Here is a 22888-nt window from a genome sequence, read left to right on the forward strand (position 1 = left end):
AGACCGTAACGATCCGGGACGTCAGGGGACTTGACCACCAACCGTGCACTATCTTCGCGACATGTCCACGCCACCGCAGCCCCCGCAGCCGGCCGACCAGCCCGCACAGCGGCCCCCGCAGCCCTCGCAGCAACCGGCCGTCCCGCCGCAGCCGACGGCCTACCCGTACCCGAACCCGCAGTCGCCCCCGCCGGGAACGTTCCACGCGCAGCCCACCCTGGCCGCCCCGCCCGCGCCGGGACAGCTCCAGCCGGGCAACCCGTACGCGCAGGCACCCCCGTACGGGCCCGTACCGTCCGTCCCGCAGGCCGGTGGCGGCGGTGGGGCGGGCCGTGCGGTGCTGTGGGCCGCCGTAGGCGCGGTCGTCGCCTCCGCCGGGTGGGCGGCCGGTGTCCTCCTCATCGGCGGGCGGAGCGACAGCGCGGACCTGCGCGGCTACTCGGCGCCCTCCAACATGTGCTCCAGCGCCGACTACTTGTCCTTCAAGGCCGAGTACACCGAGAACGACTCCTCGCCGACCCGCACCTCGCTCAAGGACAAGGCGCTGGACGAGAGTTATTGCAGCGTGGGCCTGAAGAAGTCCGGCTCCTCCTACGCCGACGCCTATCTGACCATGCAACTGGACCTGCACAAGAAGACCGACCCCGCGCCCGAGTTCACCGCCACCTGGAAGAACTACGGGGACAGTCACACCGGTTACGACGTCGACCCGGTCGAGGGCATCGGCGACGAGGCCTACCTGGTCAGCCAGGACACCACGAACGGCTCCTCCTCCAGCGGCTCCCGGTACGCCACGCTCGCCGTCCGCGACGGCTGGGTGACGTACACGATGAGCTACAGCGTCTACCTCACCTCGTACGACCAGGACAAGGACCCGCCCGCGCTGACCGACGTCACCGACTGGCTGAAGACCGACGCCAAGGCCACGCTGCGGCAGTTCCAGGACTGATCGCCGCCGTGCCGCGGTGAGCGCGGCGGTTCACGCCGACCGCGCCCCGGCCTCCTCCGCGATCTGCGCGAACCGCGCGCCCATGGCCTCGCCGAGGGCCCGCGCGCCCGACAGCGGACGGACCATGACCATGAGGTCGTCGATCAGGCCGTCCTCGTTCACGTGCAGGAAGTCGCAGCCGGTCAGTTCCCGGTCACCGACCCGGGCCTGGAAGACCAGCGCGTTGTCCGGGCCGTCCGGGTCGCCGATCTCCCGGACGTACCGGAAGTCCTCGAAGACCTCGGCCACCGCGCGCAGGACCGCCGCGGTGATCGCCTTGCCCGGGTACGGCTTGAAGGCGACCGGACTGGTGAAGACGACGTCCTCGGCCAGCAGCGCCTCGACGGCGTCCAGGTCCCCGGCCTCCACCGCCTCGCGGAACGCGCGCATCGGCTCACCCCACTCAATAGTCAACTAATTGAATAAGTGTGGATGAGATTAATCAACTGACTGCTAGCCTGTCCACATGTCGCTCAAGTACGCCGTGCTGGCCGCCCTGCTGGAGGGCGAGGCCTCGGGCTACGAGCTGTCGAAGGCCTTCGACGTCTCGTTCGCGAACTTCTGGCCCGCGACCCCCCAGCAGCTCTACCGGGAACTGGAGCGCCTCGCCGGGGACGGGCTGGTCCAGGCCCGCACCGTGCAGCAGGAACGCCGTCCCAACAAACGGATGTTCACGCTCACCGAGGCCGGCCGGGCCGAGCTGAGCGCGTTCGCCGCCGAGCCGCCGAAGCGGCCCACCGCGATCCGGGACGAACTCCTCATCAAGGTCCAGGCCATGGACGGGGGCGACCCGGAGGCCATCCGGGCGCTCATCGAGGAACGCATGGGCTGGGCGCGCGGCAAGCTCGACCGTTACCGGAGGGTGCGCGAGCGCCTGCTCGACGGCCGTACGGAGGAGGAGTTCCTCCGGACCGCCGACCGGGTCGGCCCGTACCTCACGCTCCTGGCCGGGATCGCCTTCGAGGAGGAGAACCTGCGCTGGTGCGAGCGGGTCCTCGCGGTGCTGCGACGGCGCCCCGACGCCGCGCCGGCCCGGGGGATCGCTCATCAGGGTGGTGATCCCCTGCGGAACCGGTCGTGACCCCGGGCGCCGCGGCACAGTGGGCGGGTGCCTCTCCGACTTCTTCCGCTGCTGATGGCGGCGCTGGTGACCGTCACCGGCTGCACCACCGTCAGCTCCGGTCCCGTGCCCGACGCCGCCCGCCCCCGGCGCTCCCTCGCACCGGACACGGTGGTGCGGCCCCCGGTGCCCCAGGAGCCGGTCGGAACGCCGTCCGGGCACGCGGCGCTGGTCCGCACCGGCCACGGGCCCCGTTCGTCGGCCGGGCCGCGCCGGAGCCCCGGTACCGGCCGCGCACCGGTGCCCGCGGCGCCTCCCCGGGCGGTGGCACCGGCCGCCCCGCCGGTGCGACACCCCCGCCCGGAGCGCCGGGCACCGGTACGCCACCCGGTCCGGCGCCCCCGCCCCGCCTTCCGGCCGCCCGCCGCCGTCCCGATGCGCGACCTGTGCCGCCAGGCGGACGGCGTCACCACACCGGAGATCGCGCGGCTGTGCCACGACGCCTTCGGCTGAACGCGGTCCTGGGGCCGGCCGAGCCCGCGGTGGAAGCCCGTCCTCGCTCTTCCCGCGTTCGCCCGCGCCGCGACACCACCGGCATAGGCTGACGTCATGTTCGGTCCCGAAGGCCCCACACTCCGCGAGCTGACCGTGCAGGCGCTGTCGTCCGTCGAGCACGGCTACGACCTGCTCGCGCCGAAGTTCGATCACACCCCCTTCCGGACGCCCGACGCCGTGCTGGACTCCGTGGCGAAGGCGCTCGCCCCGCTCGGCCCCTTCACGGACGGGCTGGACCTGTGCTGCGGCACCGGCGCCGGAACGCACCTGCTGACCGGGCTGTGCCGCCGCAGCGTCACCGGGGTCGACTTCAGCGCCGGCATGCTCGACGTCGCCCGTCGGCGGGTGCCGACCGCCGACGGGCCGAGGGTCGCATGGGTCCGCGGCGACGCCCGGGCCCTGCCGTTCACGGCCGCCTTCGACCTCGTCGTCTCCTTCGGGGCGTTCGGCCACTTCCTGCCCCGCGAACTACCGGGCCTGTTCACCCAGGTCCGCTCGGTGCTGCGGCCCGGTGGCCGCTTCGCCTTCCCGGTGTTCGCGCCGCCCGGCCCGGCCCACCCCGGCTTCTGGACACTGCTCGGCTTCGACGCGGTGATGCGGGTGCGCAACGCGCTGTGGCGACCGCCGTTCGTCATGTACTACCGGACCTTCCGACTGAGCGCCGCACTGCGCGAGTTGGAGCGCGCGGGCCTGACGGTCGAGCTGGGCGTCCTGCCCCGGTTCGGCCGGCGAGCCGACGGCAGCCCGCGCGCCCGGCTGGTGGTGGCCCGGCGAGCCGACGCGGCCCCCCTCGGCGGTCAGCCCGCGGCGGGCAGCGTGAACTCGTAGACCAAGGCGTCGCGTTCGGCGTCCACCACCAGGTCGGTGATCTCCAGCGGGCGCGCGTACTGGTCGTGCACGCGCCGGGTCACCCGCACCGAGGAGGCGTCGCCGACCTGGGTGATGGCGTCCTGGTGGTGCAGGGACAAGCCCGCCTTGCGCATCCAGTCGTAGGCCCGTCGCAGCTGCGCGGGCGTGGCCCCGTCGGCCCGGTCCCGGTAGCGGGCCAACTCCGCCACCTCGGCCAGCACCACCGCGGAGAACGACGTCACCGCCGTGCGCAGCGACCGGCCGTCCGGCGTCATCGACCGGTAGCGGTGCACCAGCGTCGGCCGGTGCGGGGCCAGGCCCAGGGCCCGCGCGTGCTCCGGCGGCGGCTCCTCCCAGGTCACCGTGGCCCGGTCGACCGCGTACGGGTCCACCGGCCGCGCACCCACCGGGAAGGTGAGCGATTCCGCCGCCTCGACGGGCCGGCCGGGCAGCGTCGCGTGGCTGCCCCGCCGGTCGGTGGCGACCGCACCGCTGCGGCGCAGCACCTCCAGCGCCTGCCGGACGGTCTCCCGGCTGACCCCGTAGTGCGCGGCCAGGTGCCGTTCGCCCGGCAGCCGTTCGCCTGGTGGAATGGTGCCGGCGCGCAGTTCGTCGAGCAGCAGCGCCGCGATCCGCCCGTACAGGGGCCGGTCGTCGCCGGGCGGGGGATCGTGCGGGGTGGTGCGGGCCATGCCGCGCCCTCCTGTCGGTGACAAAGGGTAGTCGTGCGGGTTCATTGCGCGACCATGACTACCATTGGTCTAAACCACGAGGGAAGAGCGGCCCGTCGGTTCGACCGAAATCCACTCGCGCGCACGGCGGTCACCGGGCGCCGCGCCGCCCCCTCACAGGCCGCTGTAGAGGGCGTCCACCAGCGCTGATTTCCGTGGATCATTGGCGATGTGCGGCCCCATCCGGTTCATGACGTAGCCCAGCGACACCCCCGCGTCCGGATCGGCGAGCCCACAGGAACCGCCGAACCCGTCATGGCCGAAAGCCCGCGGGTTGGGGCCGTACGACCCCTGGGGCCCGCTCAGCCACAGCCCGAGCCCCACCTCGGTCTCGCCCTCGAAACCCGCGCCGAGCACCAGGTCACGGCAACTGCCCTGGCCCTCGCGCACCCGCTCCGCCGCCTGTGGTGACAGGATCCGCCGGCCGCCGTACGAGCCGCGCCCGGCGAAGACGCCGTACAGCACCGCGACCGCCCGGGCGGTGCCGTGACCGTTGGCCGCCGGGATCTCCGCCGCCCGCCAGGCCGGGCTGTTCGCCTCCGCCGCCCCGACGGGCGGATTGGCCAGGGCCGCCAGCGCGGCCGGCGCCAACTGACTGGATGCCGCCTCCTGTTCGCTGCGCGACACGGCCGGTGGATGCACCAGTTCCGCCGCCCGGCCGGAGTCCCGCTCCGGCAGGCCCACGGTGAAGTCCAGCCCGAGCGGTCCGGTCACCTCCCGCTCCAGGAAGGCCCCCGGCCGCAGTCCCGAGACGCGCCGCACGACCTCCCCGACCAGGAAGCCGTACGTCAGCGCGTGGTACCCCGACCGGGTGCCCGGCTCCCACCAGGGCGCCATGGCCGCGAGCCGCGCGGTGGTCAGCTCCCAGTCGTACAGCTCCTCCAGGGAGTGCGGCTCGCGCAGTCCGGACAACCCGGCGCGGTGCGACAGCAGGTGCCGTACGAGCACCTTGTCCTTGCCTTCGGCGGCGAATTCCGGCCAGTAGGCGGCCACCGGGGCGTCGAGGTCGAGCAGCCCCCGGTCGGCGAGGATGTGCGCGCACAGGGCCACGGGGCCCTTGGTGGTCGACCAGACGTTCACCACGGTGTCCCGTGCCCAGGGCCGGGTACGGGCCGCGTCCGCCCAGCCGCCCCACAGATCCACCACCGTCTCCCCGCCGACGGTCACCGCCACCGCGGCGCCGAGTTCCCCGCGTTCGCGGAAGTTCTCCGCGAACGCCTCCCGTACCGCCGCGAACCGGGGATCGCAGTGCCCGTGGATCTGCGCGTCCGTCTGCGGTGTCTGCCGTGTCTCCTGGGCTTCGTGCGCGGACATGTGACCTCCGTCGTCGCCGGGAACCCGGGCAGCGGCACCGCGGCCCGGTCGCTCCGAACGTACCGACTGGTCGGACCGGAGGAAAGACCGGCGCCGCCGGCGGCGGCCCTCAGGCGTATGAGCGCAGCCAGCGCACCTTCTCGGCGTCCTGGAAGGGGCCGCCGCCCTCGTGGTCGTTGAAGTCGTACACCTCGATCGCCTTGTCCTCGTGAGCCCACGCGTTGAACGCCGCGAACACGGTCGACGGCGGGCAGGTCTGGTCCTCCAGGGCCGCCGAGAACAGGGCCGGTGCCCGGCCCCGGGCCGCGAAGTGCACCCCGTCGAAGTAGGACAGCGTACGCAGCACGTCCGTCGAGCGCCCGCGGTGCGTCTTGAGGAACAGGCCGATCTCGCGGTACGGGTGACGGTCCGTCAGGGTTGTCCCGCGCGGGAAGTCGCACAGGAACGGCACGTCCGGGGCGACCGCCACCAGATCCGGGACCAGGCCGCCGACCGCCAAGGAGATGCCGCCGCCCTGACTCGCGCCGGTCACCGCCGTCCGTGCCGGGTCGGCCAGCGGATGGGAACGGGCGGCCTCGACCGCGCGCACGGCATCCGTGAACACCCGGCGGTAGTAGTAGTTCTCCGGCGCGTCGATGCCCCGCGTCATGAACCCGGGGTACGCGGGCGCCGCGCCCACCGGGTCCGGCGTGCCGCCCCCGCCGCCCCAGGCGCTGCCCTGCCCCCGGGTGTCCATCGCGAAGTGGGCCCGGCCCGTCGACGCCCACAGCAGGTTCTCGTGCGGCAGGCCGCGCCCGCCGCCGTAGCCGATGAACTCCACGACCAGCGGCAGCGGTTCCGTGGCCCCGGCCGGCAGCCGCAGCCAGCCCTTCACCGGGTGGCCGCCGAACCCCGCGAACGTCACGTCGTACACCTCGACCGTGGACAGTCCGGTCTCCACCGGCTCGAAGCGCGCGTCCAGCTCGTGCTCGCGGGCCTGCTGGAGCGTCTTGTCCCAGAAGGCGTCGAAGTCGTCCGGCTCGGGGGACTCGCTGCGGTACGCGCGGAGTTCGTCGAGAGGCAGATCGAACAGGGCCATCAACAACCGCCTTCGTGAAGGGAGACTGCGTCGCCTCACCGTACGTGGGTGATCGGATGGCTCGCCAGGGACGGGTGGGAGCGCGGACCGGGTTCGGCCGTTCCCTCGTGCGTGGCGTCGTGGCTGGCCCGGAGGTGGGTAAGCGCTTGCTCACGCCTGCTCCGAGGGGCGGGACGGTACGAGGGCTGGTACGAGGGGACGCTCCCGGTGGTCGGGTCACCTCGCAGCCACGCCCGGCGGCCGGGTGTCATGCGCGCGGCTGGGTCCACCGGGGGCCCGTCCGGGCCCACTCCCGCTCCCACTCGGCCAGCCGATGGCGCAGGGCGATCCGTCGCTCGACCGCGTGCCCGAGGAAGACGACGAACGCCGTACCACCCGCCGCGCACAGCCCCACGGTGACGGCGTGCTGCCACACGGCCACGTCGTCCGCGGGCGGCGCGACACTGCGGCCCCGGGAGTCGAACCACACCGACACCGGCTCCCCGGGCCGGGTCCCCGCCGGCACCAGGGCCCACGCCGTCCGGACCCCCTTGCCCGGCTCGGTCCAGCGGACCTGGGCGCGGTAGGGCTGCCGGTGGTCGCTCTGCGACGCGGTCAGCCGCCGGGGCGTGTCGCCGACCACCACGGCACGCACCTGATGGCGTGCGGCCCGCTGGGCCGCGGCGAGCGCCCGGGCCTGGTCGTGGGCGTGCAGGCCCGCGGCCACCCCGGCCAGGGGCGCGACCACGAACATCAGGACGGCGACCACCAGCACCGTCCACGCCTCCACCACGTCCGACCGGCGCCGCAGCGGATTGCGCCGCCAGCGCCAGCCACGCACCCGGGTACGCATGTCCACCTCCTCGCCACCGCCGGAGCCGGAGAGCGGGAGGAGCCGGTCGCCGGTCCACCGCCCCCGCCGCTCACGGACACGAGCGTCCACACTGGTCTCGTACCCCGTTCGGCGCACCTCGCGCACGCCGCGAACCGCGAGTTCCGGCCCATATGGCGCACTGCACACAGCACGCGCCCCACGGTCACGCGCGGTGCTACCGGTGCGACTCGGGCGCCGCCCCGCCGGGTCCCGGCCGAACCGCTTGTCCTGGGCCGACGGGCTGGATCCCGGGCGAGGCGCTTGGGGTGGGTGCCCGCGATCGGTACTGGACGGCGGCTGCGGGTCAGTCCTTCCGCCGGGTCGCGGTCGGTGGGCTGGGGGGAGCCCCCTCGCACGGTCTCCCGGCGCGCTGGGGGGGAATCCCTCCGCCTGGTCTCAACCGACCCGCTCGGTGGCCGCGTACCCGGTCGTTCTCCACCGACCCGCTCGATAGCCGTCGGCCCGGCCGGTCAGGGGCGACCGACTCCATGCCAGCAGAGCCCATCGGTCCCGGCCGGCCGCTCGGGTCCCGGCCGAAGCGCCCGGAGTCACCGCGCCTCGGCCGGCCACGACGGGTCAGCCGAAGCGTTCGATGCGGATGTGGTCCACCGGCTGGCCGGCCGCCACCAGCAGTCGGGAAGCGTGTTCGGCGAAACCGTTGGACCCGCACACATAGGCTTCCCACCCACCCACGGGCGGTTCGGCCAGGAGTGGCGCCACATGTGCGGTCGTCATACGTCCTACCGGAACCCCAGGCGGAGCGCTGCGCGTGAACACCGGCGTCGTCTCCGCGCCCAGCTCGGACGCGTAGATCAGCTCCTCGGGGCTGCGCGCCGACACCAGCATCCGCAGCGGGACGGCGAGGCCGCGCGCCCGGTGGTGCCGGATCATCGACATCAGCGGTACGACCCCGGAACCGGCCCCGATCAGCAGCGCGGGCCGGTCGCCCGGCCAGGCGAAGAAGCCGCTGAGCGGGCCCCGCACCTCGACCGTGTCACCCGGCCGGGCCACGGTGTGGAACCAGCCGGACACCTCGCCGTCCGGCACCCGGTCGAGGGTCAGCTCGATGTGCCCGGAGCCGTCCGGCGCCGACGCGATCGAATAGTGGCGCTGCGCCACATAGCCGTCGGCGGCGGTCAGCCGCAGCAGCAGGTGCTGGCCCGGCAGGTGCCCCGCCCAGTCCGGCACCGCCAGCCGGAACGTGGCCGCCTGCGGAGTCTCGCGCCGGATCTCCGTCAGGGTGGCCGTCTGCCACACCGAGGCCGCCTGCTCGCTCACGGCGATCCGCCCGGGCACCGCGAACCGCGTCACGGAAGTCGTCGTCTCAGTCACCGGAGTACCGCTGTTCCTCCCACGGGTTGCCGCGCGCGTGGTAGCCGTTGCGCTCCCAGAAGCCCGGCTCGTCGTGGTCGAGGAGCGTGATGCCCGCGATCCACTTGGCGCTCTTCCAGAAGTAGAGGTGGGGCACCAGCAGCCGCGCGGGGCCACCGTGCTCCGGCGGCAGCGGTGCGCCGTCGTACTCCCAGACGATCCAGGCCCGCCCGCCGGTGAGGTCGGCGAGCGGCAGGTTGGTGGTGTAGCCGGTGTGGGAGCGGGCGACGGCATGTGTGGCGGACCCATGGGGGCGCACCATATGGAAGAACGCGTCCAGCGAGACGCCGCCGAACCGCACGCCGAACTTCGACCAGCCGGTCACACAGTGGATGTCCCCGTCGTAGGCCGACGCCGGCAGCGCGTGTGCCGCGTCCCAGTCCCAGGTGTGCGGGCGCTCGACCAGGCCGTCGATGCGGAAGGACCAGTCGGCGGGGGCGAGGTCGGGGGTGACCTCGGCGGACAGGACGGGCCAGTCGTCGCGCGCGTCGTACTGCCCGGGCGGCAGCCCCGGGTTGTGGGCGCGCGGGCGACCCGTGAAGCCTCGCGTGACGTTCATGGTTCAACCGTACGTGGTCGGCCGGGATGCCCTGGTCCCGGCCGGTGGTCACGGCGGTGGCCCCGCCGCGCGCTGCTCATGGCGCCGCCTCGCGCTGCACACCGCCCCGCCGCGCGCTGCACACCGCGCCGCCCCGCGCCGTAGTACGCCTCATCGCCCGGCATTGCAGCCGTGTGAACACTGCTTCGGGCCGGGAATACCGGCCCGAAGCCGCTCCTTGCCGATCAGTGCCGGCTCCGGTGCGCCGGTGACAGCACGAGAGAAGTGAGGAAACGAGGATGCTCCAGGCCCATGTCTCCAGGACCGTTACCGAGGTGGCCGGATGAGTGCCGTGAGCAGTCCGGGCGTCCCCGGTCCGGCCGCCGCCGGTGTCCCGCACGTCCTCGACAACCCGGCGCTCGCCTCCCTGACCGGCCCGCACGCCCACTTCGCCGAGCGGCGCGGCCGGGTGCTGCGCTATCCGCTCGACGTCTCCCCGTGGCTGGCCCTGCCCGACGAGCCGGACGCGCGGGACTGGGCGGACCTCGCCGCGCTGGCCGGTCCCGGCGCCGAGGTCCCGCTGCCCGGCTTCCGCGGGGAGGTTCCGGACGGCTGGGAGATCACCTCCAGGATCGAGGGCGTGCAGTTCGTGGACGACGGCCTCGCCGCGGCACCGGAACCGGAGGCGGTCCGCCTCGGCCCGGCGGACGTGCCCGAGATGCTCGACCTGGTGGCGCGGACCCAGCCCGGACCGTTCCTGCCCCGCACCGTGGAACTCGGCACCTACCTGGGCATCCGTCGCGACGGCGCGCTGATCGCCATGGCGGGGGAGCGGCTGCATCCGCCGGGCTGGACCGAGATCAGCGCGGTCTGCACCGACCCCGCGTTCCGTGGCGAGGGCCTGGCCACCCGCCTGATCCTCGCGGTCGCGCACGGCATCCGGGAGCGCGGGGAGACGCCGTTCCTGCACACGAGTGCCGGGAACACGAACGCCATCCGGCTGTACGAGTCCCTCGGCTTCCGGCTCCGCCGCCGTACGGCGTTCCTCGCGGCGAGGGCGCCGCAGCGGCCGGCTCAGGACCGCGCGGCGGTGCCGGTGCCGTAACCCGGCGCCGCTCCCCGCGGCCCGGCCACCGCCTCAGTCCGAGTCCGCGCCGGCCGGGCCCGCGTTGTACCGCTCCAGGTAGGCGGCGAAGCGCACCAGGTCCTCCTCCGGCCAGTCCGCGAGCCGTTCCCGGAACGCGGCCCGGCGGCTGCGGGTGACCTGGGCCAGGATCTCCTGGCCGGCGTCCGTCAGGTGCAGCACCTGGACCCGGTGGTCCTCCGGGTCCAGCCGGCGCTCGATCAGCCCGGCCCGCTCCAGGGCCGCCACCTGGCGGCTGACCGTGGACTTGTCCAGGGCGTAGTGGGCCGCCAGGTCCGTCGCCCGGCAGCCGCCGCGCTCCTCCAGGTGGCCGAGCAGGGTGTACGACACCAGGGACAGCTCGGGGTGCATGCGGCCCGCCGAGGCACGGGCCCGGCGGGCGAAGATGGTCATCTCGCGCTGGATCGTCTCCACGGCCGACTCCGCTGCGCTCACGGGAACACCTCCTCCGACGTTCTAGTTGTATAGTACAACTTGAGATGACAGTTGTATAAGCCAACCTTTGGAGGGTCGCGCGCGATGAGGTCACCGGCACTGCGCCATGTGCTCACGCACCTGATCACCCCGCTGCTGATGTGCATAGGCATGGGGCTCGCGTACATGGGGGCGTTCGTCACCCCCGAGCCGAACCACCTGCCGGTCGCCGTCGTCGGCACCGCCCCGAAGGCGAAGGTCTTCGCGCAGACCGTCAAGGACGCCGCGGGGGACAAGCTCGACGTCCGCACGGTCGCCACCCGGGCCGACGCGGTACACCTGCTCAGGTCCCGCGATGTGACCGGCGCCTATGTGCCGAGCGCCAAGGCACCCGAGTTGCTGGTGGCGACCGCCGCGTCCGACATGGGGGCCACGGCCGTGGAGAAGGTCTTCACGCCGGTCGCCGCCGAGCAGGGCGTCCCGCTGAAGGTCATCGACGTGGCCGCCCCGGTCGCCGACGACCCCACCGGCCAGGGCCTGTTCTTCCTGCTGGTCGCGGTCAGCATCGGCTCGTACGCCTCGGTCGCCGCGCTCGGCGCCGCGGGCGCCGCCCTCGCGATGCGGGTCCGGGCACTGCTCGCGCTCGGCGTCGCCGCCGTGGTCGGCGGCATCGGCGCGCTGCTCGCCGGGCCGGTGTTCCACCTCGCCCACCACGACCTCGCGGGGGTCTGGGGCATGGCCTCGCTGTACTCGGCGGGCATCCTCCTCATCGGTGTGGGTCTGCACACGTTCCTCAAGCGGTGGACCACGCTCACCATGATGGTGCTGTTCGTGATGCTGAACTTCACCAGCTCCGGCGGTCTGTTCCGGCCCGAACTCCAGAACGGCTTCTTCGGCACCCTGCACGCCTTCTGGAACGGCGCCGGCTTCGTCGAGGGCGCCCGCAGCCTGCTCTACTTCGGCGACGACGGCCTCGCCCGCACCGTGTGGACCCTGGTGGCCTGGCTGCTCGCCGGTGTCCTGGTGACCGCGGTGGCGGCCCTGTACGAGCGCACCCGCGCCGCCCGCCAGGAAGCCGCCGCACCCGGGGCCGACACCGCGTCAGCCGTGTCGGAGCCCGAGTGGAGGGCCCGGCGGGCCGCCGAGGAGGAGGCCGCGCAGGAGGCCGAGGAGGAGGCCGAGGAGACGGTCGGTGTCTGAACCCGGCGTCCCCGAGGGCCCGTCGGGGTTGTGGGGTAGGGTGGCCGTCCGGTCGCGGACGCCTGTCCGAGGCTTCGATGACGAGGAGGTGAGACCCATTACCGCTGTGTCGGCTGGGGTGCTCTCTCCTCGTGACGGCGCGGTACACCGGCACCGGTGACCGCGGGAGCGCCCTGAAGGCTTCGCGCTCCCGAAAGGCTCTCGGCTTCCATGCCCCTTCCCGTTCCGTTCTCCCCGTCCGCCGTCGTCTCCGCGTTGCGCGCCGCAGGGTGCGTCTTCGCCGAGGACGAGGCCGAGTTGATCCTCGCCACCGCCCGCACCCCCGAGGAGGCGGCCGGCATGGTGGACCGGCGCGCCGCCGGGCTGCCGCTCGAACAGGTCCTCGGCTGGGCCGAGTTCCACGGGCTGCGCGTCACCCTGGAACCAGGGGTGTTCGTCCCCCGCCGCCGTACCGAGTTCCTGGTCGACCAGGCGCTGGCCGCCGCGCCCGACGCGACCGTCGTCGTGGACCTGTGCTGTGGTTCCGGCGCGCTCGGCGCGGCCCTGGCCGCCGCCCTGGACGGGGCGGAGGTGCACGCCGCCGACATCGATCCGGCCGCCGTGCGCTGTGCCCACCGCAATCTCGCCCCGTTCGGCGGCCGGGCCCACCAGGGCGACCTGTACGACGCCCTGCCCGCCGGCCTGCGCGGCCGGGTCGGTGTCCTGACCGCCAACGTGCCCTACGTCCCCACCGCCGAGGTGGCCCTGCTGCCGGCGGAGGCCCGCGAGCACGAGCCGTTGGCCGCGCTGGACGGCGGAGCCGACGGGCTCGACGTGCTGCGCCGGGCGGCCGCCGGGGCACCCGGGTGGCTCGCCCCCGGCGGCTGCCTGCTGACCGAGACCAGCGAACGCCAGGCCCCGGCCGCCGTACGGGCCTTCGAGACCGCGGGCCTGACGACCCGCCTGGCGGTGGACGAGGACCTGTACGCGCATGTGGTGATCGGCGTACGGCCCCGGGCCTGAGGGTGATTCCGGTCCGCAACGGGCCGCCGGTATCCCGAACCGCCGTCAGCCGCTCGACCGCCCGAGGCCGCAGGAGTCCTACGGCAGCTCCTGGGCCCGGGCGATGAGCAGGGCCACGTCGTCGTGGTTGTCCGGGTGGTACAGCGTGCGCAGCAGGAGGTCACAGGCATCCTCCAGCGGGCGGGCCGGATCGTCGAGCAGGGACAGCAGGGAGGCGAGCCGCTCGTCCAGCGAGTGCCGGCGCGTCTCCACCAGTCCGTCGGTGTAGAAGACCAGTTCGTCGCCGGGTTCGAAGTCGACCGTGACGGTGGAGAAGGCGACCCCGCCCACTCCCAGCGGCACACCGGTGGGCAGGTCGAGCAGTTCCGCCGGGTGGCCGGGCCGTACCCGGGCCGGCGGCAGATGGCCGGCGTTGGCGATCCGGCACTGCCGCAGATGCGGGTCGTGGACGGCGTACACACAGGTCGCGATCGAGTGGTTCAGGGCCGAGGTGGTCTTGTCCAGGTGCTCCAGCAGCCGGGCCGGGTCGAGATCGAGGGCGGCCAGGGTGGTCGTCGCGGTGCGCAGCCGGCCCATCGTGGCGGCGGCGTTGATGCCGCTGCCCATCACATCACCGACGACGAGCGCGGTCTTGCCCCCCTCCAGCGGGATCACGTCGAACCAGTCCCCGCCGACCTCGCTGGTGGCGCCCGCCGGCTGGTACCGGGAGGCCACCTCCAGGCCGGTGGTGACCGGCGGATGGCTGGGCAGCAGGCTGCGCTGGAGGGTCAGCGCGGTGTTGCGGGCGTTCTGGTACCAGCGCGCGTTGTCGATCTGCACGGCCGCGCGGGCGGCCAGCTCGCGCGCCAGCAGGACGTCGTCCTCGTCGAAGGGCGCCGGATTGCGGGTGCGTTTGAGGTCGAGCGCGCCCAGCACCTCGCCGCGCGCGATCAGCGGCACCGCGAGATACGAGTGCAGGCCCGCCCGGCCGAGCAGCACGGCCGCCTCGGAGGAGCGGGCGATGCGCGGCAGGTCCTCGTCCTTCACCCGCGGCACCAGGACCGCCTCGCCGGTGCGCACGCATTCGGTGACCAGGCGATCGGGCGCGTACCGGGCGATCCCGCCGGGCGGGTCGGCGGCCGGCACCGCCTCCGAGCCCTGCGCGGGCCGGACCGCGAGGGCCCGGATCACCGCTGCCTCCGAGGGGCCCAGGGTGCTGCGCCGGCCCTCGACCACCGCCTCCAGCAGATCCACGGCCGCCACGTCCGCCAGTTCCGGCACGGCGACCTCGGCCAGCTCGCAGGCGGTGCGCTCCAGTTCCAGCGTCGTACCGATCCGGGCGGAGGCGTCCGCGATGACCGCGAGCCGGCGCCGCGCGGCCTCCCGCTCGACCGAGGCCCGGTGCTGCTCGGTGATGTCGGTCATCGAGACCGCCACCCCGAGCACGTTGCCCATGGCGTCCTCCAGCCGGTACAGCGAGTGCGACCAGGTGTGGTCCGCGTCCGGGTCGGCGGGCGTGCGGCCGACGAGCGTGGTGTCGATCATCGGCACACCCGTCTCCAGCACCTGCCGGGCTGCGGCCTCCAGGGCCTCGGTGTCCAGCATCGGCAGCACCTCGCGCAGCGTCCGGCCCACGTGACCGGCGGCCGGCACCCCGTTCATCTTCTCCAGGGCCGGGTTGACCGAGGCGAACCGCAGGTCGGTGTCGAGGACCGCGTAGCCGATCGGTGACTGCATCACCATCCGCTCGGACAGCGCCACGTCCTGCTCCAGCCGCCGTACGGTCGACTGGTCGGCGGCGAGCCCGAGCGCGTACACGTCCCCCTGGTCGTCCAGCAGCCGCATGTTGCGGAACTCCACCAGACGGGTGCTGCCGTCCTTGTGCCGGACCGGGAAGCCGCCGGCCCAGCTCTGCCCGGTGCGCATCACGTCGGCGAAGAGCTTGCCGACGAGCTGGATGTGCCGTTCGTGCACCATCAGCCGGGCGGCGTACTGGCCGAGGGCCTCCCGCGCGGTGTAGCCGAACAGCTCCTCCGCCTGCGGGCTCCACAGGACGATCCGCCCGTCGGTGTCCAGTACCACCGACGCCACGCCGAGGACGTCGAGCAGACCGCCCGGAGGCACCGGCCCACGCGCCGGCTCGCCGCTCTCCGTCACCGGAGCCCCGGGTGCACTCATGCCACGCACCGCCTTCGCCCGTCCGCACGGCACGCCGTCCCCCGTGCCGACTCCCCTTGTTCTACCGCGCTCACACCTGACTCTCCGACGCCTTCGCCGTCTACCTCCACCATCTCTCAACACGGCGCGGCCGTCCGCCGAAGCCGTCGCGCCGGCGGCGCCCACGATGCCGGACCCCCTGCCGGGACCGTACAGCGCGGTCCCGCGGGCCGTGAGAGTTCACGCCCATGTTGCTCTGTTGGTCTGTACATGACTACGACGCCACGCCAGACTGTCCGCCGACCGAGTGTCCCCGTCCGCTCACCCCGGGTCCCCAACCCCGTCAGAGGAGTCGGCCATGCCCGCGTCCGCCCGGCAACGTTGTCACGCAGTTCTCGCCGGACTCGTCACCCTCGCCACCGCCGCCGTCGTGTCGCTCGCCGCGCCCACGCCCGCCCGCGCGGCCGACACCTGGACCGAAACCGGCTCCGACCGTGCCGACCCGCTGACCGAGAGCCAGGGCCTGACCTCGGTGGAGGTCCCGGCGAACAGCCCCAACCGCTACACCGGCATCGGAACCATCCCCCTCGGCGTCTCCAGCCGCGGCTGGAACCACGTCGGCGACCCCGACGCCTCGTACGACGGCTACTACATCGAGCCCTACCAGCGGGACTCCGGCAACTCCAAGATGTTCCGGGTGCAGGCGCCCGGCGGCGCCTGGTCGGAGTACGTCCACACGCTGAGCACGGGCGAGGCGCTGAACAACTCCTGGGCCGCGATCTCGCCCGACGGCCAGTGGATGCTGTCCGGTGAGTGGGGCACGATGACCCGGCTGCTGGTCTTCCCGACCCCGGGCGTCAACCCGGCCACCTCCCCCTCGGCGAACCTCCCGCAGGCCTCCACCGTCCGCCTGGACCACGCCGTCCGCGACGTCCAGGGCTGCGACTTCTCCGGTCCGACCACCCTGCTGTGCTCCTCCGACGACCCGGAGGGCAGCCTGTTCGGCCTCACCAAGCCGCTGCTCCAGATCGACCTGTCGGCCGCGCCGAACGGCACGGCGGACGTCTCGGGCCATGTCACGGCGCTGCGCCAGTTGCCGCTGCGCAGCTCCTGCTCGGGCACCTTCGAGGCGGAGGGCATCGACTACGACCGCCGCAGCGGCACCCTGCGCGTGATCGTGGTCTCGCCCGGCTTCTGCGTGCTGACGGACAGCAAGACGTACAAGTTCTCCCGCGGCTGAGGTGTGCCCGGCGGCCGGTGGTGCTTTGCTGAGGATGGATGCGGTTCGGCGGGGTACCCCGTTCCACCGCAGCACGGCCACGAAAGGAGCGATCATGGCAGACACGGAGCGGTCGCATCCGGAAACCGTCTCGGTGGAGATCAGCGGCTATTCCAAGGACGACGCCCGACTCGTCTTCGAAGCGCTCAGCGCCTGCTTCGCCTCCGACCGGGCTCCGGAAGAGGTACCGCAGCAGCTCCACGAGACCCGTCCGATGGTGTGGCTCGGCACGTACGACGTCGCGGAGGCCCGCGGCGGGGGCTGCCCGCCGGTCCACCTCGACTCGCCCGTCCAGGCGGACGTGCAGGGCGGCTACTGGGCGGTGGAGCGGTTCCGCCGCACCCTGGACTCGATGTTCACCGTGCAGGAGACCTGCACGGCCTCCGGTGACCAGGAGCGGGACCTGCACCTGCGCCTGGAGAGCCGCTGAGCACGTCGAGGTGCCGGGCAACGCCCCGGCCGGCTCACCGCCGGCCGGGGCGTCCTGCGTCAGAAGCCACCGCCCCTCGCGCGGCCCGTTGTGCAACTAGTTGCAAAAAACCTCGGGCTTCCTCTACAACAGGAGGTGACGACACCGCGCACGGAGGGCCCGATGAGCCGTTACCCGCATCTGATGACCCCGCTCGACCTGGGCTTCACCACCCTGCCCAACCGCGTGCTCATGGGCTCCATGCACGTCGGCCTGGAGGAGGCCGAGCGCGGCTTCGAGCGGATGGCGGCGTTCTACGCGGCCCGCGCGCGCGGGGGAGTGGGACTCATCGTCACCGGCGGCATCGCTCCCAACGAGGAGGGACGGCCGTACGAGGGCGGAGCCATGCTCACCACCGAGGCGGAGGCCGAGCGGCACCGGACCGTCACCGAGGCCGTGCACCGCGAGGGCGGCCGGATCGCGATGCAGATCCTGCACTTCGGCCGCTACGCCTACCACCAGGACCTCGTCGCGCCGAGCCCGCTCCAGGCGCCCATCAGCCCCCTCGTGCCCCGCGAGCTGACCGACGCCGACGTCGAGCGCACCATCGAGGACTACGCGCGCGCCGCCCGCCTCGCCCGGCAGGCCGGCTACGACGGCGTCGAGATCATGGGCTCCGAGGGCTACCTGATCAACGAGTTCATCGCGGTGCGGACGAACCGGCGCACGGACCGCTGGGGCGGCTCCTACGAGAACCGGATGCGGTTCCCCGTCGAGATCGTCCGGCGGGTACGCGAGGCCGTCGGCGAGGACTTCATCGTCATCTACCGGCTGTCCATGCTGGACCTGGTCCCGGGCGGCTCCTCGCTGGACGAGGTGATCGCGCTCGGCAAGGCCGTCGAGTCCGCCGGGGCCACGATCATCAACACCGGCATCGGCTGGCACGAGGCCCGCATCCCCACCATCGCCACCTCCGTGCCGCGCGGCGCCTACACCTGGGTCACCAAGAAGCTCATGGGCGAGGTGTCCGTGCCCCTGGTGACCACCAACCGCATCAACACCCCGGAACTCGCCGAGCAACTGCTGGCCGACGGCTGCGCGGACATGGTCTCCATGGCCCGCCCGATGCTCGCCGACCCCGACTTCGTCGCCAAGGCCGCCGCCGGCACCCCGGAGGCCATCAACACCTGCATCGGCTGCAACCAGGCCTGCCTCGACCACACCTTCAGCGGGCAGATCACCTCCTGCCTGGTCAACCCGCGCGCCTGCCACGAGACCGAGCTGGTCATCGCGCCGACCCGGCTGAAGAAGCGCGTCGCCGTCGTCGGCGCCGGCCCGGCCGGCCTCGCCTGCGCGGTCACCGCCGCCGAACGGGGCCACACCGTCACCCTGTTCGACGCGGCGAGCGAGATCGGCGGACAGCTCAACGTCGCCCGCAAGGTGCCCGGCAAGCAGGAGTTCGACGAGACGCTGCGCTACTTCCGCCACCAGCTCGACGCCCACGGCGTGGACGTGCGCCTGGAGACCTGGGTGGAGGCCGGCGACCTGGAGGGCTTCGACGAGGTCGTCGTCGCCACCGGCGTCACCCCGCGCACCCCGGACATTCCCGGCACCGACCACCCCCGCGTCCTCGGCTACCTCGACGTGCTGCGCGACGGCGCACCCGTCGGCGACCGCGTCGCCGTCCTCGGGGCCGGCGGCATCGGCTTCGACGTCGCCGAGTTCCTCACCGACGGCGGTGACAAGGCGAGCGAGGACCCCGAGACGTACTTCCGGAACTGGGGCGTCGACACGGCCTACCGGGCGCCGGGCGGGCTCGCCGCCCCCGAGCGGCCCGCGCCGCCCCGCCAGGTCCACCTGCTCCAGCGCAAGACGAACAAGGTCGGCGCCGGACTCGGCAAGACCACCGGCTGGATCCACCGCACCGAGCTGAAGCACCGGGGCGTGACCATGGTGCCGGGCGTGCGCTACGACCGCATCGACGACGCCGGGCTGCACATCACCGTCGGCGACGAGAGCACGGTCCTGGAGGTCGACACGGTCGTGCTCTGCACCGGCCAGGAACCGCGCCGGGAGCTGTACGAGGAGCTGGTGGCCGCCGGGCGTGGCGCGCACCTGATCGGCGGCGCGGACGTCGCTGCGGAACTGGACGCCAAGCGGGCGATCAAGCAGGGCACGGAGCTGGCGGCGGCGCTGTAGGGGCCCGCGCGCGCCTCCCTAGGATGGGCCCATGTCACTCCCGCACGCGATCCTCACCGCCCTGCTGGAAAAGCCGTCGTCGGGACTGGAGCTGACCCGCCGGTTCGACAAGTCGATTCGCTACTTCTGGTCCGCGACGCACCAGCAGATCTATCGCGAGCTGGGGAAGCTGGAGGCGGAGGGCCTCATCCGCACCCTGCCGGCCGAGCAGCCGGCCCGCGGGCAGAAGAAGAGTTACGAGGTCCTGCCCGCGGGCCGCGCCGAGCTGGCCCGCTGGACCGCCGCCGCACAGGACCCGAAGACCATGCGGGACCCCCTGCTGCTGCGGCTGCGCGCGGCGGCCGTGGTCGGCACCGCGGGCCTGGAGGACGATCTGCGCCGCCATCTGGAGTCGCACCGGCGGCAGCTGGCCGAGTACCGGGAGATCGAGCGGCGCGACTTCCCGCCGGACCGGGACGCCCCGGAGGACCGGCTGCGCCACCTGGTCCTGCGGGCCGGCATCGACCTGGAGACCTTCTGGACCCAGTGGCTGGCCCACGCCCTGGCGGAGTTCGCCGAACTGCCGGACGCCGACTGAGGGGCACTCGCCGGCCGGTACGGCGGCGCGGGCCGCTCAGAGCCGGTACGGCTTCGAGCGACGGCGCAGCACCCAGCCCGTGGCGACGACCCCGGCGCCGACCAGGGCCGCGCCGACGCCCAGGGTCAACGGGCCGTAGTCGCGGGTGGCGCCGCCGAGCCCGCCCATCACGCCCCGGGACGGGGCCGGGCCGGACGTCGAGGAGATCGTCGGTCGCGTCGAGGGGACCGCCGGTTTCGCGGACGCGGGCGCGGACGCGGACACGATCACCGACTGGCTGCCCGCCGTGAGGCCGCTGGAGCAGACCACCACCACGGTGTACGTCCCCGGGTTCACCCCCGTCCAGGCGGCGGACTGGCTGACGGACGTGCCGGACAGGGCCATCTGCCGGCCCTGGGCGAAGTTCGCCTGCCGGTTGGTGAGCAGGGCCGCCGTACCCCAGCTGCCGTTGATCAGGGTGCAGGCGCTGGTGACCACGGAGACCGTGGTGCCGGTGGTGCTGACCGAGATGCCCGAGACCGCGGCGGACGGCCCGGCGAGCGCGGCCGGGAGGGCGGCGGCAGCCGCCAGGGTCAGGCCGGAGCGGAGCGGAAGTCGCGAGGTGTGCATGGGCTGGCCTCCGGCGGCACGGTCGGCGGTACGTCCCATGCGCCGCCGGGGGTCGGGAAGCGTCCGTGTCGCCTCAACCGCAGCCAACGCTTCCCCGGACCCACCCGCATGCGGGGCGGACCCGGCCGGGTGACGCGTTCCGCCGTCCGGCGCAGACAGGACACGCCGGCCCGATGCGCCGGTCAGCCGTGTGTGGTCGCGCCGGGGGGGTGCGCCGGTCAGCCGCCCGTGGTCGCGCCTGCGGGGTGCGACGGTCAGCCGCCCGTGGTCACCGTCCGCTCCGCCGACCAGCCGCCCCAGGTGCCGTCCGGCAGTCGAGCCCGCAGCCGCACGCGGTGCTCCTCGCCGGCGTCCGTGCCGACGTAGAAGCTGTGGTGCGCCCGGCCGCGCGGCGGTGTGCCGCCCCAGACGAGCGAGGTGGTCGCGGTGCGGTCCAACTGGATCTGGTACTCGGTGATCACCCCGTCCGCGCGCGGCGGGTCCCAGGCCAGGTCGATGTAGTGGGCCCCGCCGGCGCGGTGGGTGGCGGCGGTGAACCCGGTGGGGGCGGTGTTCCGGCCGTCGTCGGTGCCCGGTGTGGTGAGGCGGACCGGTGCGCCGGCGGGGGAGAGGTTGTCGGCGGCGTCGCGGGCCCGGACCGTGAAGACGTAACGGCTGCCGGGGCGCAGACCGGTGACGACGGTGGCGGTCTGGTTCCCGCCGACGCTGTGGATCTTCACTCCGCCCTGGTAGACGTCGTACGACAGCACGCCCCGGTCGTCCCGCGACGCGCCCCAGGACAGCTGGACCGCGCGGCTGCCCACGGCCCGCCCGGTGGTCGTCGGCGGCCGTGTCGGTGCCGCGTGGTCCGCCGCCGCTGCCGCCGGCGTCCGGGCGCGCACCGCCCGGCTCGGCGGGCCCTGCCGGCCCGCGCTGTCCCGGGCCCGCACGGTGAACGCATACATGGTGGACGGCCTGAGCCTGGTGACGTCCACCATGTGCTGCGAACCCGGTACTTCCGCCACCTTGGTGGGGCCGCGATAGACCTCGTAGATGCGGACCCCGGAGCCGTCCGGTGCCGCGTTCCACATCACATGGACGCTCGTGGCGCTTCCCGCAGCGGCGGTGACCCCGACCGGGGCGCCGGGCACCCGGCCCTCGCCGCCACCGTCGTCGGCCCGGCTCCAGCCGCAGGACGCGACCAGCAGCAGCGAGCCGCAGCCCAGTACGAGCGGAACGGGAACGCGTCGCACGGCTCTGCCTCCCCCGGACGGCCTCGGCATCCCTAAAGGTCCGGACCAATATGCCCGGCGGGTGCGGTCACAGCAAGGGGGCCGCATTGGTGAGCATCCCCGGAGGTTACGTATGCTGAGCGTCCCTACGGCTGAACTACCCGCGAGAACAGGGAAGTTCATGCCTGTGGCGCGGACACGCTGTCGTCGCCGATCCCGCGCCGGCGCGGGTGGCCGGGGGATCCGGGTCGGTACCCGGTCCGGATCCCCGGCCCCTGTTGTCCCCGCCGGTCCCCGAGGCTCGCCCGGGTGTCCCCTTACGGGGTGTCAGACGCGTGCTCCATCCGGCCCCTTCGCGGCGGCTCCCGTGGCCCTGCGCCCGGAGCCGCACCACAGTGTGCTCGATGTCCGCCATGTCCCCGACGAGAGGGTCCCCCATCGTGCGTGTCCCGTCGCTGATCCTGGCCGCGGCCGGCGCCGCCCTGATCGCCCCGGCGGCGCTGCCCGCCCCGGCCACCGCCGTCCCGCCCCGCGAGCGGCCCGCGGCCCGGGGCGAGGGAGAGGTCACCGCCGACGACCGGCCGGCCCGGGGCGAGGGAGAGGTCACCGCCGACGACCGGCCGGCCCGGGGTGAGGGCGGGGTCACCGCCGACGACCTGCTGGCCCGGACCGGCACCTGCGCCGAGCTCTCCCGGGGCCGGTACCGCACCGACGCCGGCAGCCCCGCGACCGTCCCCGTCTGCGGCACCGACGACGCCGTCTTCTGGAAGGCGGACCTGGACGTCGACTGCGACGGCCGGCCCACCACCCACTGCAACTCCGGCACCGACCCGGTCTTCGCCCCCACCACGGCCTTCCAGCAGTCCGACGGCCGCCACCTGAACGCCGAGACCCTGCCGTACGTCGTGGTCCCCGCGCCGAGCTCGCGCTGGGACTACCGCGCGCACGGCATCCGGGGCGGCTCCGTGGCGGCCGTCGTCCACGGCGACCGGGTGCAGTACGCGGTCGTCGGCGACACCGGTCCGAGCGACCTCATCGGCGAGGCTTCCTACGCCACCGCCCGGGGGCTGGGCGTCGACCCCGACCCGCTCACCGGCGGGGCGCCCTCCGACGTGACCTACATCGTCTTCCGGAACTCCCTGATCACCCCCATCGAGGACCACGAGGAGGCGGTGGCGACGGGGGAGCGGCTGGCCAAGCAGTTCCTCACGAACGACTGACCGCCCGGGTCGGGGAAACGTGGGCCCACTGGCCGTGGAGGGGGCACGCCGTGCTCCGAGGGGCCGGACCGTCCGGGTCCTGGCGGTCACGGGCCGGACCTGTCCGGGCGGGCCCGGACCCGCCGCCGGCCGGCCGGGCGGGACGCCCTGC

23 protein-coding genes are annotated in these 22888 nt (G+C 73.7%); 12 read left to right on the forward strand and 11 right to left on the reverse strand.

Annotation, left to right across the window (positions count from 1 at the left end; all coding sequences use genetic code 11):
* Positions 1-61 precede the first annotated feature (61 nt).
* On the forward strand, positions 62-949 hold the full coding sequence (locus IE294_RS15550) for a hypothetical protein (RefSeq protein WP_229917176.1): 888 nt from the start codon (positions 62-64) through the stop codon (positions 947-949).
* A gap of 30 nt (positions 950-979) precedes the next feature.
* On the opposite strand, the gene IE294_RS15555 is transcribed toward IE294_RS15550, so the two are convergent.
* A complete protein-coding gene (locus tag IE294_RS15555) occupies positions 980-1378 on the reverse strand; it encodes a nuclear transport factor 2 family protein (RefSeq protein WP_189886706.1) in 399 nt (132 codons plus the stop codon).
* 76 nt (positions 1379-1454) lie between these two features.
* On the opposite strand from IE294_RS15555, the gene IE294_RS15560 reads away from it, so the two are divergent.
* The 3 genes from IE294_RS15560 to IE294_RS15570 all read left to right on the forward strand — a co-directional run bounded on the left by IE294_RS15560 (position 1455) and on the right by IE294_RS15570 (position 3431).
* Positions 1455-2069 (forward strand): PadR family transcriptional regulator, encoded by a 615-nt coding sequence (locus tag IE294_RS15560; RefSeq protein WP_189886332.1) that lies wholly within the window; start codon positions 1455-1457, stop codon positions 2067-2069.
* Between the two features lie 27 nt (positions 2070-2096).
* Positions 2097-2561: a hypothetical protein gene (locus tag IE294_RS15565; protein ID WP_229917177.1), complete on the forward strand. Its 465-nt coding sequence runs from the start codon at positions 2097-2099 to the stop codon at positions 2559-2561.
* A gap of 96 nt (positions 2562-2657) precedes the next feature.
* Positions 2658-3431 (forward strand): class I SAM-dependent methyltransferase, encoded by a 774-nt coding sequence (locus tag IE294_RS15570; protein WP_189886333.1) that lies wholly within the window; start codon positions 2658-2660, stop codon positions 3429-3431.
* Here IE294_RS15570 and IE294_RS15575 read toward each other — a convergent pair.
* The 6 genes from IE294_RS15575 to IE294_RS15600 form a co-directional block, all read right to left on the reverse strand.
* A complete protein-coding gene (locus IE294_RS15575; protein WP_189886335.1) occupies positions 3401-4144 on the reverse strand; it encodes a GntR family transcriptional regulator in 744 nt (247 codons plus the stop codon). The two genes, IE294_RS15570 and IE294_RS15575, sit on opposite strands and share 31 nt — an antisense overlap.
* A gap of 153 nt (positions 4145-4297) precedes the next feature.
* A complete protein-coding gene (locus IE294_RS15580; RefSeq protein WP_189886337.1) occupies positions 4298-5497 on the reverse strand; it encodes a serine hydrolase domain-containing protein in 1200 nt (399 codons plus the stop codon).
* Positions 5498-5606: 109 nt separating this feature from the next.
* The gene (locus IE294_RS15585; protein ID WP_189886339.1) at positions 5607-6575 is read right to left on the reverse strand and encodes an acetylxylan esterase; all 969 of its coding nucleotides are present in this window, start codon (positions 6573-6575) and stop codon (positions 5607-5609) included.
* Positions 6576-6822: 247 nt separating this feature from the next.
* A complete protein-coding gene (locus IE294_RS15590; protein ID WP_189886710.1) occupies positions 6823-7407 on the reverse strand; it encodes an Rv1733c family protein in 585 nt (194 codons plus the stop codon).
* A 597-nt stretch (positions 7408-8004) separates the two neighbouring features.
* On the reverse strand, positions 8005-8760 hold the full coding sequence (locus tag IE294_RS15595; protein WP_189886341.1) for a ferredoxin reductase: 756 nt from the start codon (positions 8758-8760) through the stop codon (positions 8005-8007).
* On the reverse strand, positions 8753-9358 hold the full coding sequence (locus tag IE294_RS15600; protein ID WP_189886343.1) for a sulfite oxidase-like oxidoreductase: 606 nt from the start codon (positions 9356-9358) through the stop codon (positions 8753-8755). The genes IE294_RS15595 and IE294_RS15600 overlap by 8 nt, the downstream gene beginning before the upstream one ends.
* Before the next feature lie 322 nt (positions 9359-9680).
* Here IE294_RS15600 and IE294_RS15605 point away from each other — a divergent pair, with 322 nt between their 5' ends.
* Positions 9681-10442, forward strand: coding sequence for a GNAT family N-acetyltransferase (locus IE294_RS15605; RefSeq protein WP_189886345.1), 762 nt, complete (start codon positions 9681-9683; stop codon positions 10440-10442).
* Between the two features lie 33 nt (positions 10443-10475).
* Here the strand turns inward: IE294_RS15605 and IE294_RS15610 are convergent, their stop codons facing one another.
* A complete protein-coding gene (locus IE294_RS15610; protein ID WP_229917181.1) occupies positions 10476-10874 on the reverse strand; it encodes a MarR family winged helix-turn-helix transcriptional regulator in 399 nt (132 codons plus the stop codon).
* Positions 10875-11000: 126 nt separating this feature from the next.
* On the opposite strand from IE294_RS15610, the gene IE294_RS15615 reads away from it, so the two are divergent.
* Both IE294_RS15615 and IE294_RS15620 read left to right on the forward strand, forming a co-directional pair.
* Positions 11001-12095 carry an ABC-2 transporter permease gene (locus IE294_RS15615; protein WP_189886350.1) on the forward strand — a complete coding sequence of 365 codons (1095 nt, stop codon included), beginning with the start codon at positions 11001-11003 and terminating at the stop codon, positions 12093-12095.
* 210 nt (positions 12096-12305) lie between these two features.
* Positions 12306-13097, forward strand: a complete 792-nt coding sequence (locus IE294_RS15620; protein ID WP_189886352.1) for a putative protein N(5)-glutamine methyltransferase — start codon at positions 12306-12308, stop codon at positions 13095-13097.
* Positions 13098-13175: 78 nt separating this feature from the next.
* Here IE294_RS15620 and IE294_RS15625 read toward each other — a convergent pair whose 3' ends face one another.
* Positions 13176-15254 carry a SpoIIE family protein phosphatase gene (locus IE294_RS15625; protein WP_189886354.1) on the reverse strand — a complete coding sequence of 693 codons (2079 nt, stop codon included), beginning with the start codon at positions 15252-15254 and terminating at the stop codon, positions 13176-13178.
* Between the two features lie 337 nt (positions 15255-15591).
* Here IE294_RS15625 and IE294_RS15630 point away from each other — a divergent pair, with 337 nt between their 5' ends.
* From IE294_RS15630 to IE294_RS15645, 4 genes are all read left to right on the forward strand, one after another.
* Positions 15592-16473, forward strand: a complete 882-nt coding sequence (locus tag IE294_RS15630; RefSeq protein WP_189886356.1) for a hypothetical protein — start codon at positions 15592-15594, stop codon at positions 16471-16473.
* 94 nt (positions 16474-16567) lie between these two features.
* On the forward strand, positions 16568-16942 hold the full coding sequence (locus tag IE294_RS15635) for a hypothetical protein (protein ID WP_189886359.1): 375 nt from the start codon (positions 16568-16570) through the stop codon (positions 16940-16942).
* A 162-nt stretch (positions 16943-17104) separates the two neighbouring features.
* On the forward strand, positions 17105-19120 hold the full coding sequence (locus tag IE294_RS15640) for an NADPH-dependent 2,4-dienoyl-CoA reductase (protein ID WP_189886361.1): 2016 nt from the start codon (positions 17105-17107) through the stop codon (positions 19118-19120).
* A gap of 31 nt (positions 19121-19151) precedes the next feature.
* A complete protein-coding gene (locus IE294_RS15645; protein ID WP_189886363.1) occupies positions 19152-19697 on the forward strand; it encodes a PadR family transcriptional regulator in 546 nt (181 codons plus the stop codon).
* Between the two features lie 36 nt (positions 19698-19733).
* Here IE294_RS15645 and IE294_RS15650 read toward each other — a convergent pair whose 3' ends face one another.
* Both IE294_RS15650 and IE294_RS15655 read right to left on the reverse strand, forming a co-directional pair.
* The gene (locus tag IE294_RS15650) at positions 19734-20306 is read right to left on the reverse strand and encodes a hypothetical protein (protein ID WP_189886365.1); all 573 of its coding nucleotides are present in this window, start codon (positions 20304-20306) and stop codon (positions 19734-19736) included.
* Between the two features lie 254 nt (positions 20307-20560).
* Positions 20561-21538 carry a fibronectin type III domain-containing protein gene (locus tag IE294_RS15655; protein WP_189886367.1) on the reverse strand — a complete coding sequence of 326 codons (978 nt, stop codon included), beginning with the start codon at positions 21536-21538 and terminating at the stop codon, positions 20561-20563.
* A 419-nt stretch (positions 21539-21957) separates the two neighbouring features.
* On the opposite strand from IE294_RS15655, the gene IE294_RS15660 reads away from it, so the two are divergent.
* Complete coding sequence (locus IE294_RS15660) at positions 21958-22737, forward strand: glycoside hydrolase family 75 protein (protein ID WP_268252791.1); 780 nt, start codon at positions 21958-21960, stop codon at positions 22735-22737.
* Positions 22738-22888: the final 151 nt, after the last annotated feature.

The organism is Streptomyces canarius (assembly GCF_014650735.1).
Taxonomy (GTDB): domain Bacteria; phylum Actinomycetota; class Actinomycetes; order Streptomycetales; family Streptomycetaceae; genus Streptomyces; species Streptomyces olivaceoviridis.

Bases quoted from the DNA above. Each gene is read 5' to 3' on its own strand.
- IE294_RS15550 (WP_229917176.1), top strand. From the start codon at position 62: ATGTCCACGCCACCGCAGCCCCCGCAGCCGGCCGACCAGCCCGCACAG.
- IE294_RS15555 (WP_189886706.1), bottom strand. From the start codon at position 1,378: ATGCGCGCGTTCCGCGAGGCGGTGGAGGCCGGGGACCTGGACGCCGTC.
- IE294_RS15560 (WP_189886332.1), top strand. From the start codon at position 1,455: ATGTCGCTCAAGTACGCCGTGCTGGCCGCCCTGCTGGAGGGCGAGGCC.
- IE294_RS15570 (WP_189886333.1), top strand. From the start codon at position 2,658: ATGTTCGGTCCCGAAGGCCCCACACTCCGCGAGCTGACCGTGCAGGCG.
- IE294_RS15575 (WP_189886335.1), bottom strand. From the start codon at position 4,144: ATGGCCCGCACCACCCCGCACGATCCCCCGCCCGGCGACGACCGGCCC.
- IE294_RS15580 (WP_189886337.1), bottom strand. From the start codon at position 5,497: ATGTCCGCGCACGAAGCCCAGGAGACACGGCAGACACCGCAGACGGAC.
- IE294_RS15585 (WP_189886339.1), bottom strand. From the start codon at position 6,575: ATGGCCCTGTTCGATCTGCCTCTCGACGAACTCCGCGCGTACCGCAGC.
- IE294_RS15590 (WP_189886710.1), bottom strand. From the start codon at position 7,407: ATGCGTACCCGGGTGCGTGGCTGGCGCTGGCGGCGCAATCCGCTGCGG.
- IE294_RS15600 (WP_189886343.1), bottom strand. From the start codon at position 9,358: ATGAACGTCACGCGAGGCTTCACGGGTCGCCCGCGCGCCCACAACCCG.
- IE294_RS15605 (WP_189886345.1), top strand. From the start codon at position 9,681: ATGAGTGCCGTGAGCAGTCCGGGCGTCCCCGGTCCGGCCGCCGCCGGT.
- IE294_RS15610 (WP_229917181.1), bottom strand. From the start codon at position 10,874: ATGACCATCTTCGCCCGCCGGGCCCGTGCCTCGGCGGGCCGCATGCAC.
- IE294_RS15615 (WP_189886350.1), top strand. From the start codon at position 11,001: ATGAGGTCACCGGCACTGCGCCATGTGCTCACGCACCTGATCACCCCG.
- IE294_RS15620 (WP_189886352.1), top strand. From the start codon at position 12,306: ATGCCCCTTCCCGTTCCGTTCTCCCCGTCCGCCGTCGTCTCCGCGTTG.
- IE294_RS15625 (WP_189886354.1), bottom strand. From the start codon at position 15,254: ATGAGTGCACCCGGGGCTCCGGTGACGGAGAGCGGCGAGCCGGCGCGT.
- IE294_RS15630 (WP_189886356.1), top strand. From the start codon at position 15,592: ATGCCCGCGTCCGCCCGGCAACGTTGTCACGCAGTTCTCGCCGGACTC.
- IE294_RS15635 (WP_189886359.1), top strand. From the start codon at position 16,568: ATGGCAGACACGGAGCGGTCGCATCCGGAAACCGTCTCGGTGGAGATC.
- IE294_RS15640 (WP_189886361.1), top strand. From the start codon at position 17,105: ATGAGCCGTTACCCGCATCTGATGACCCCGCTCGACCTGGGCTTCACC.
- IE294_RS15645 (WP_189886363.1), top strand. From the start codon at position 19,152: ATGTCACTCCCGCACGCGATCCTCACCGCCCTGCTGGAAAAGCCGTCG.
- IE294_RS15650 (WP_189886365.1), bottom strand. From the start codon at position 20,306: ATGCACACCTCGCGACTTCCGCTCCGCTCCGGCCTGACCCTGGCGGCT.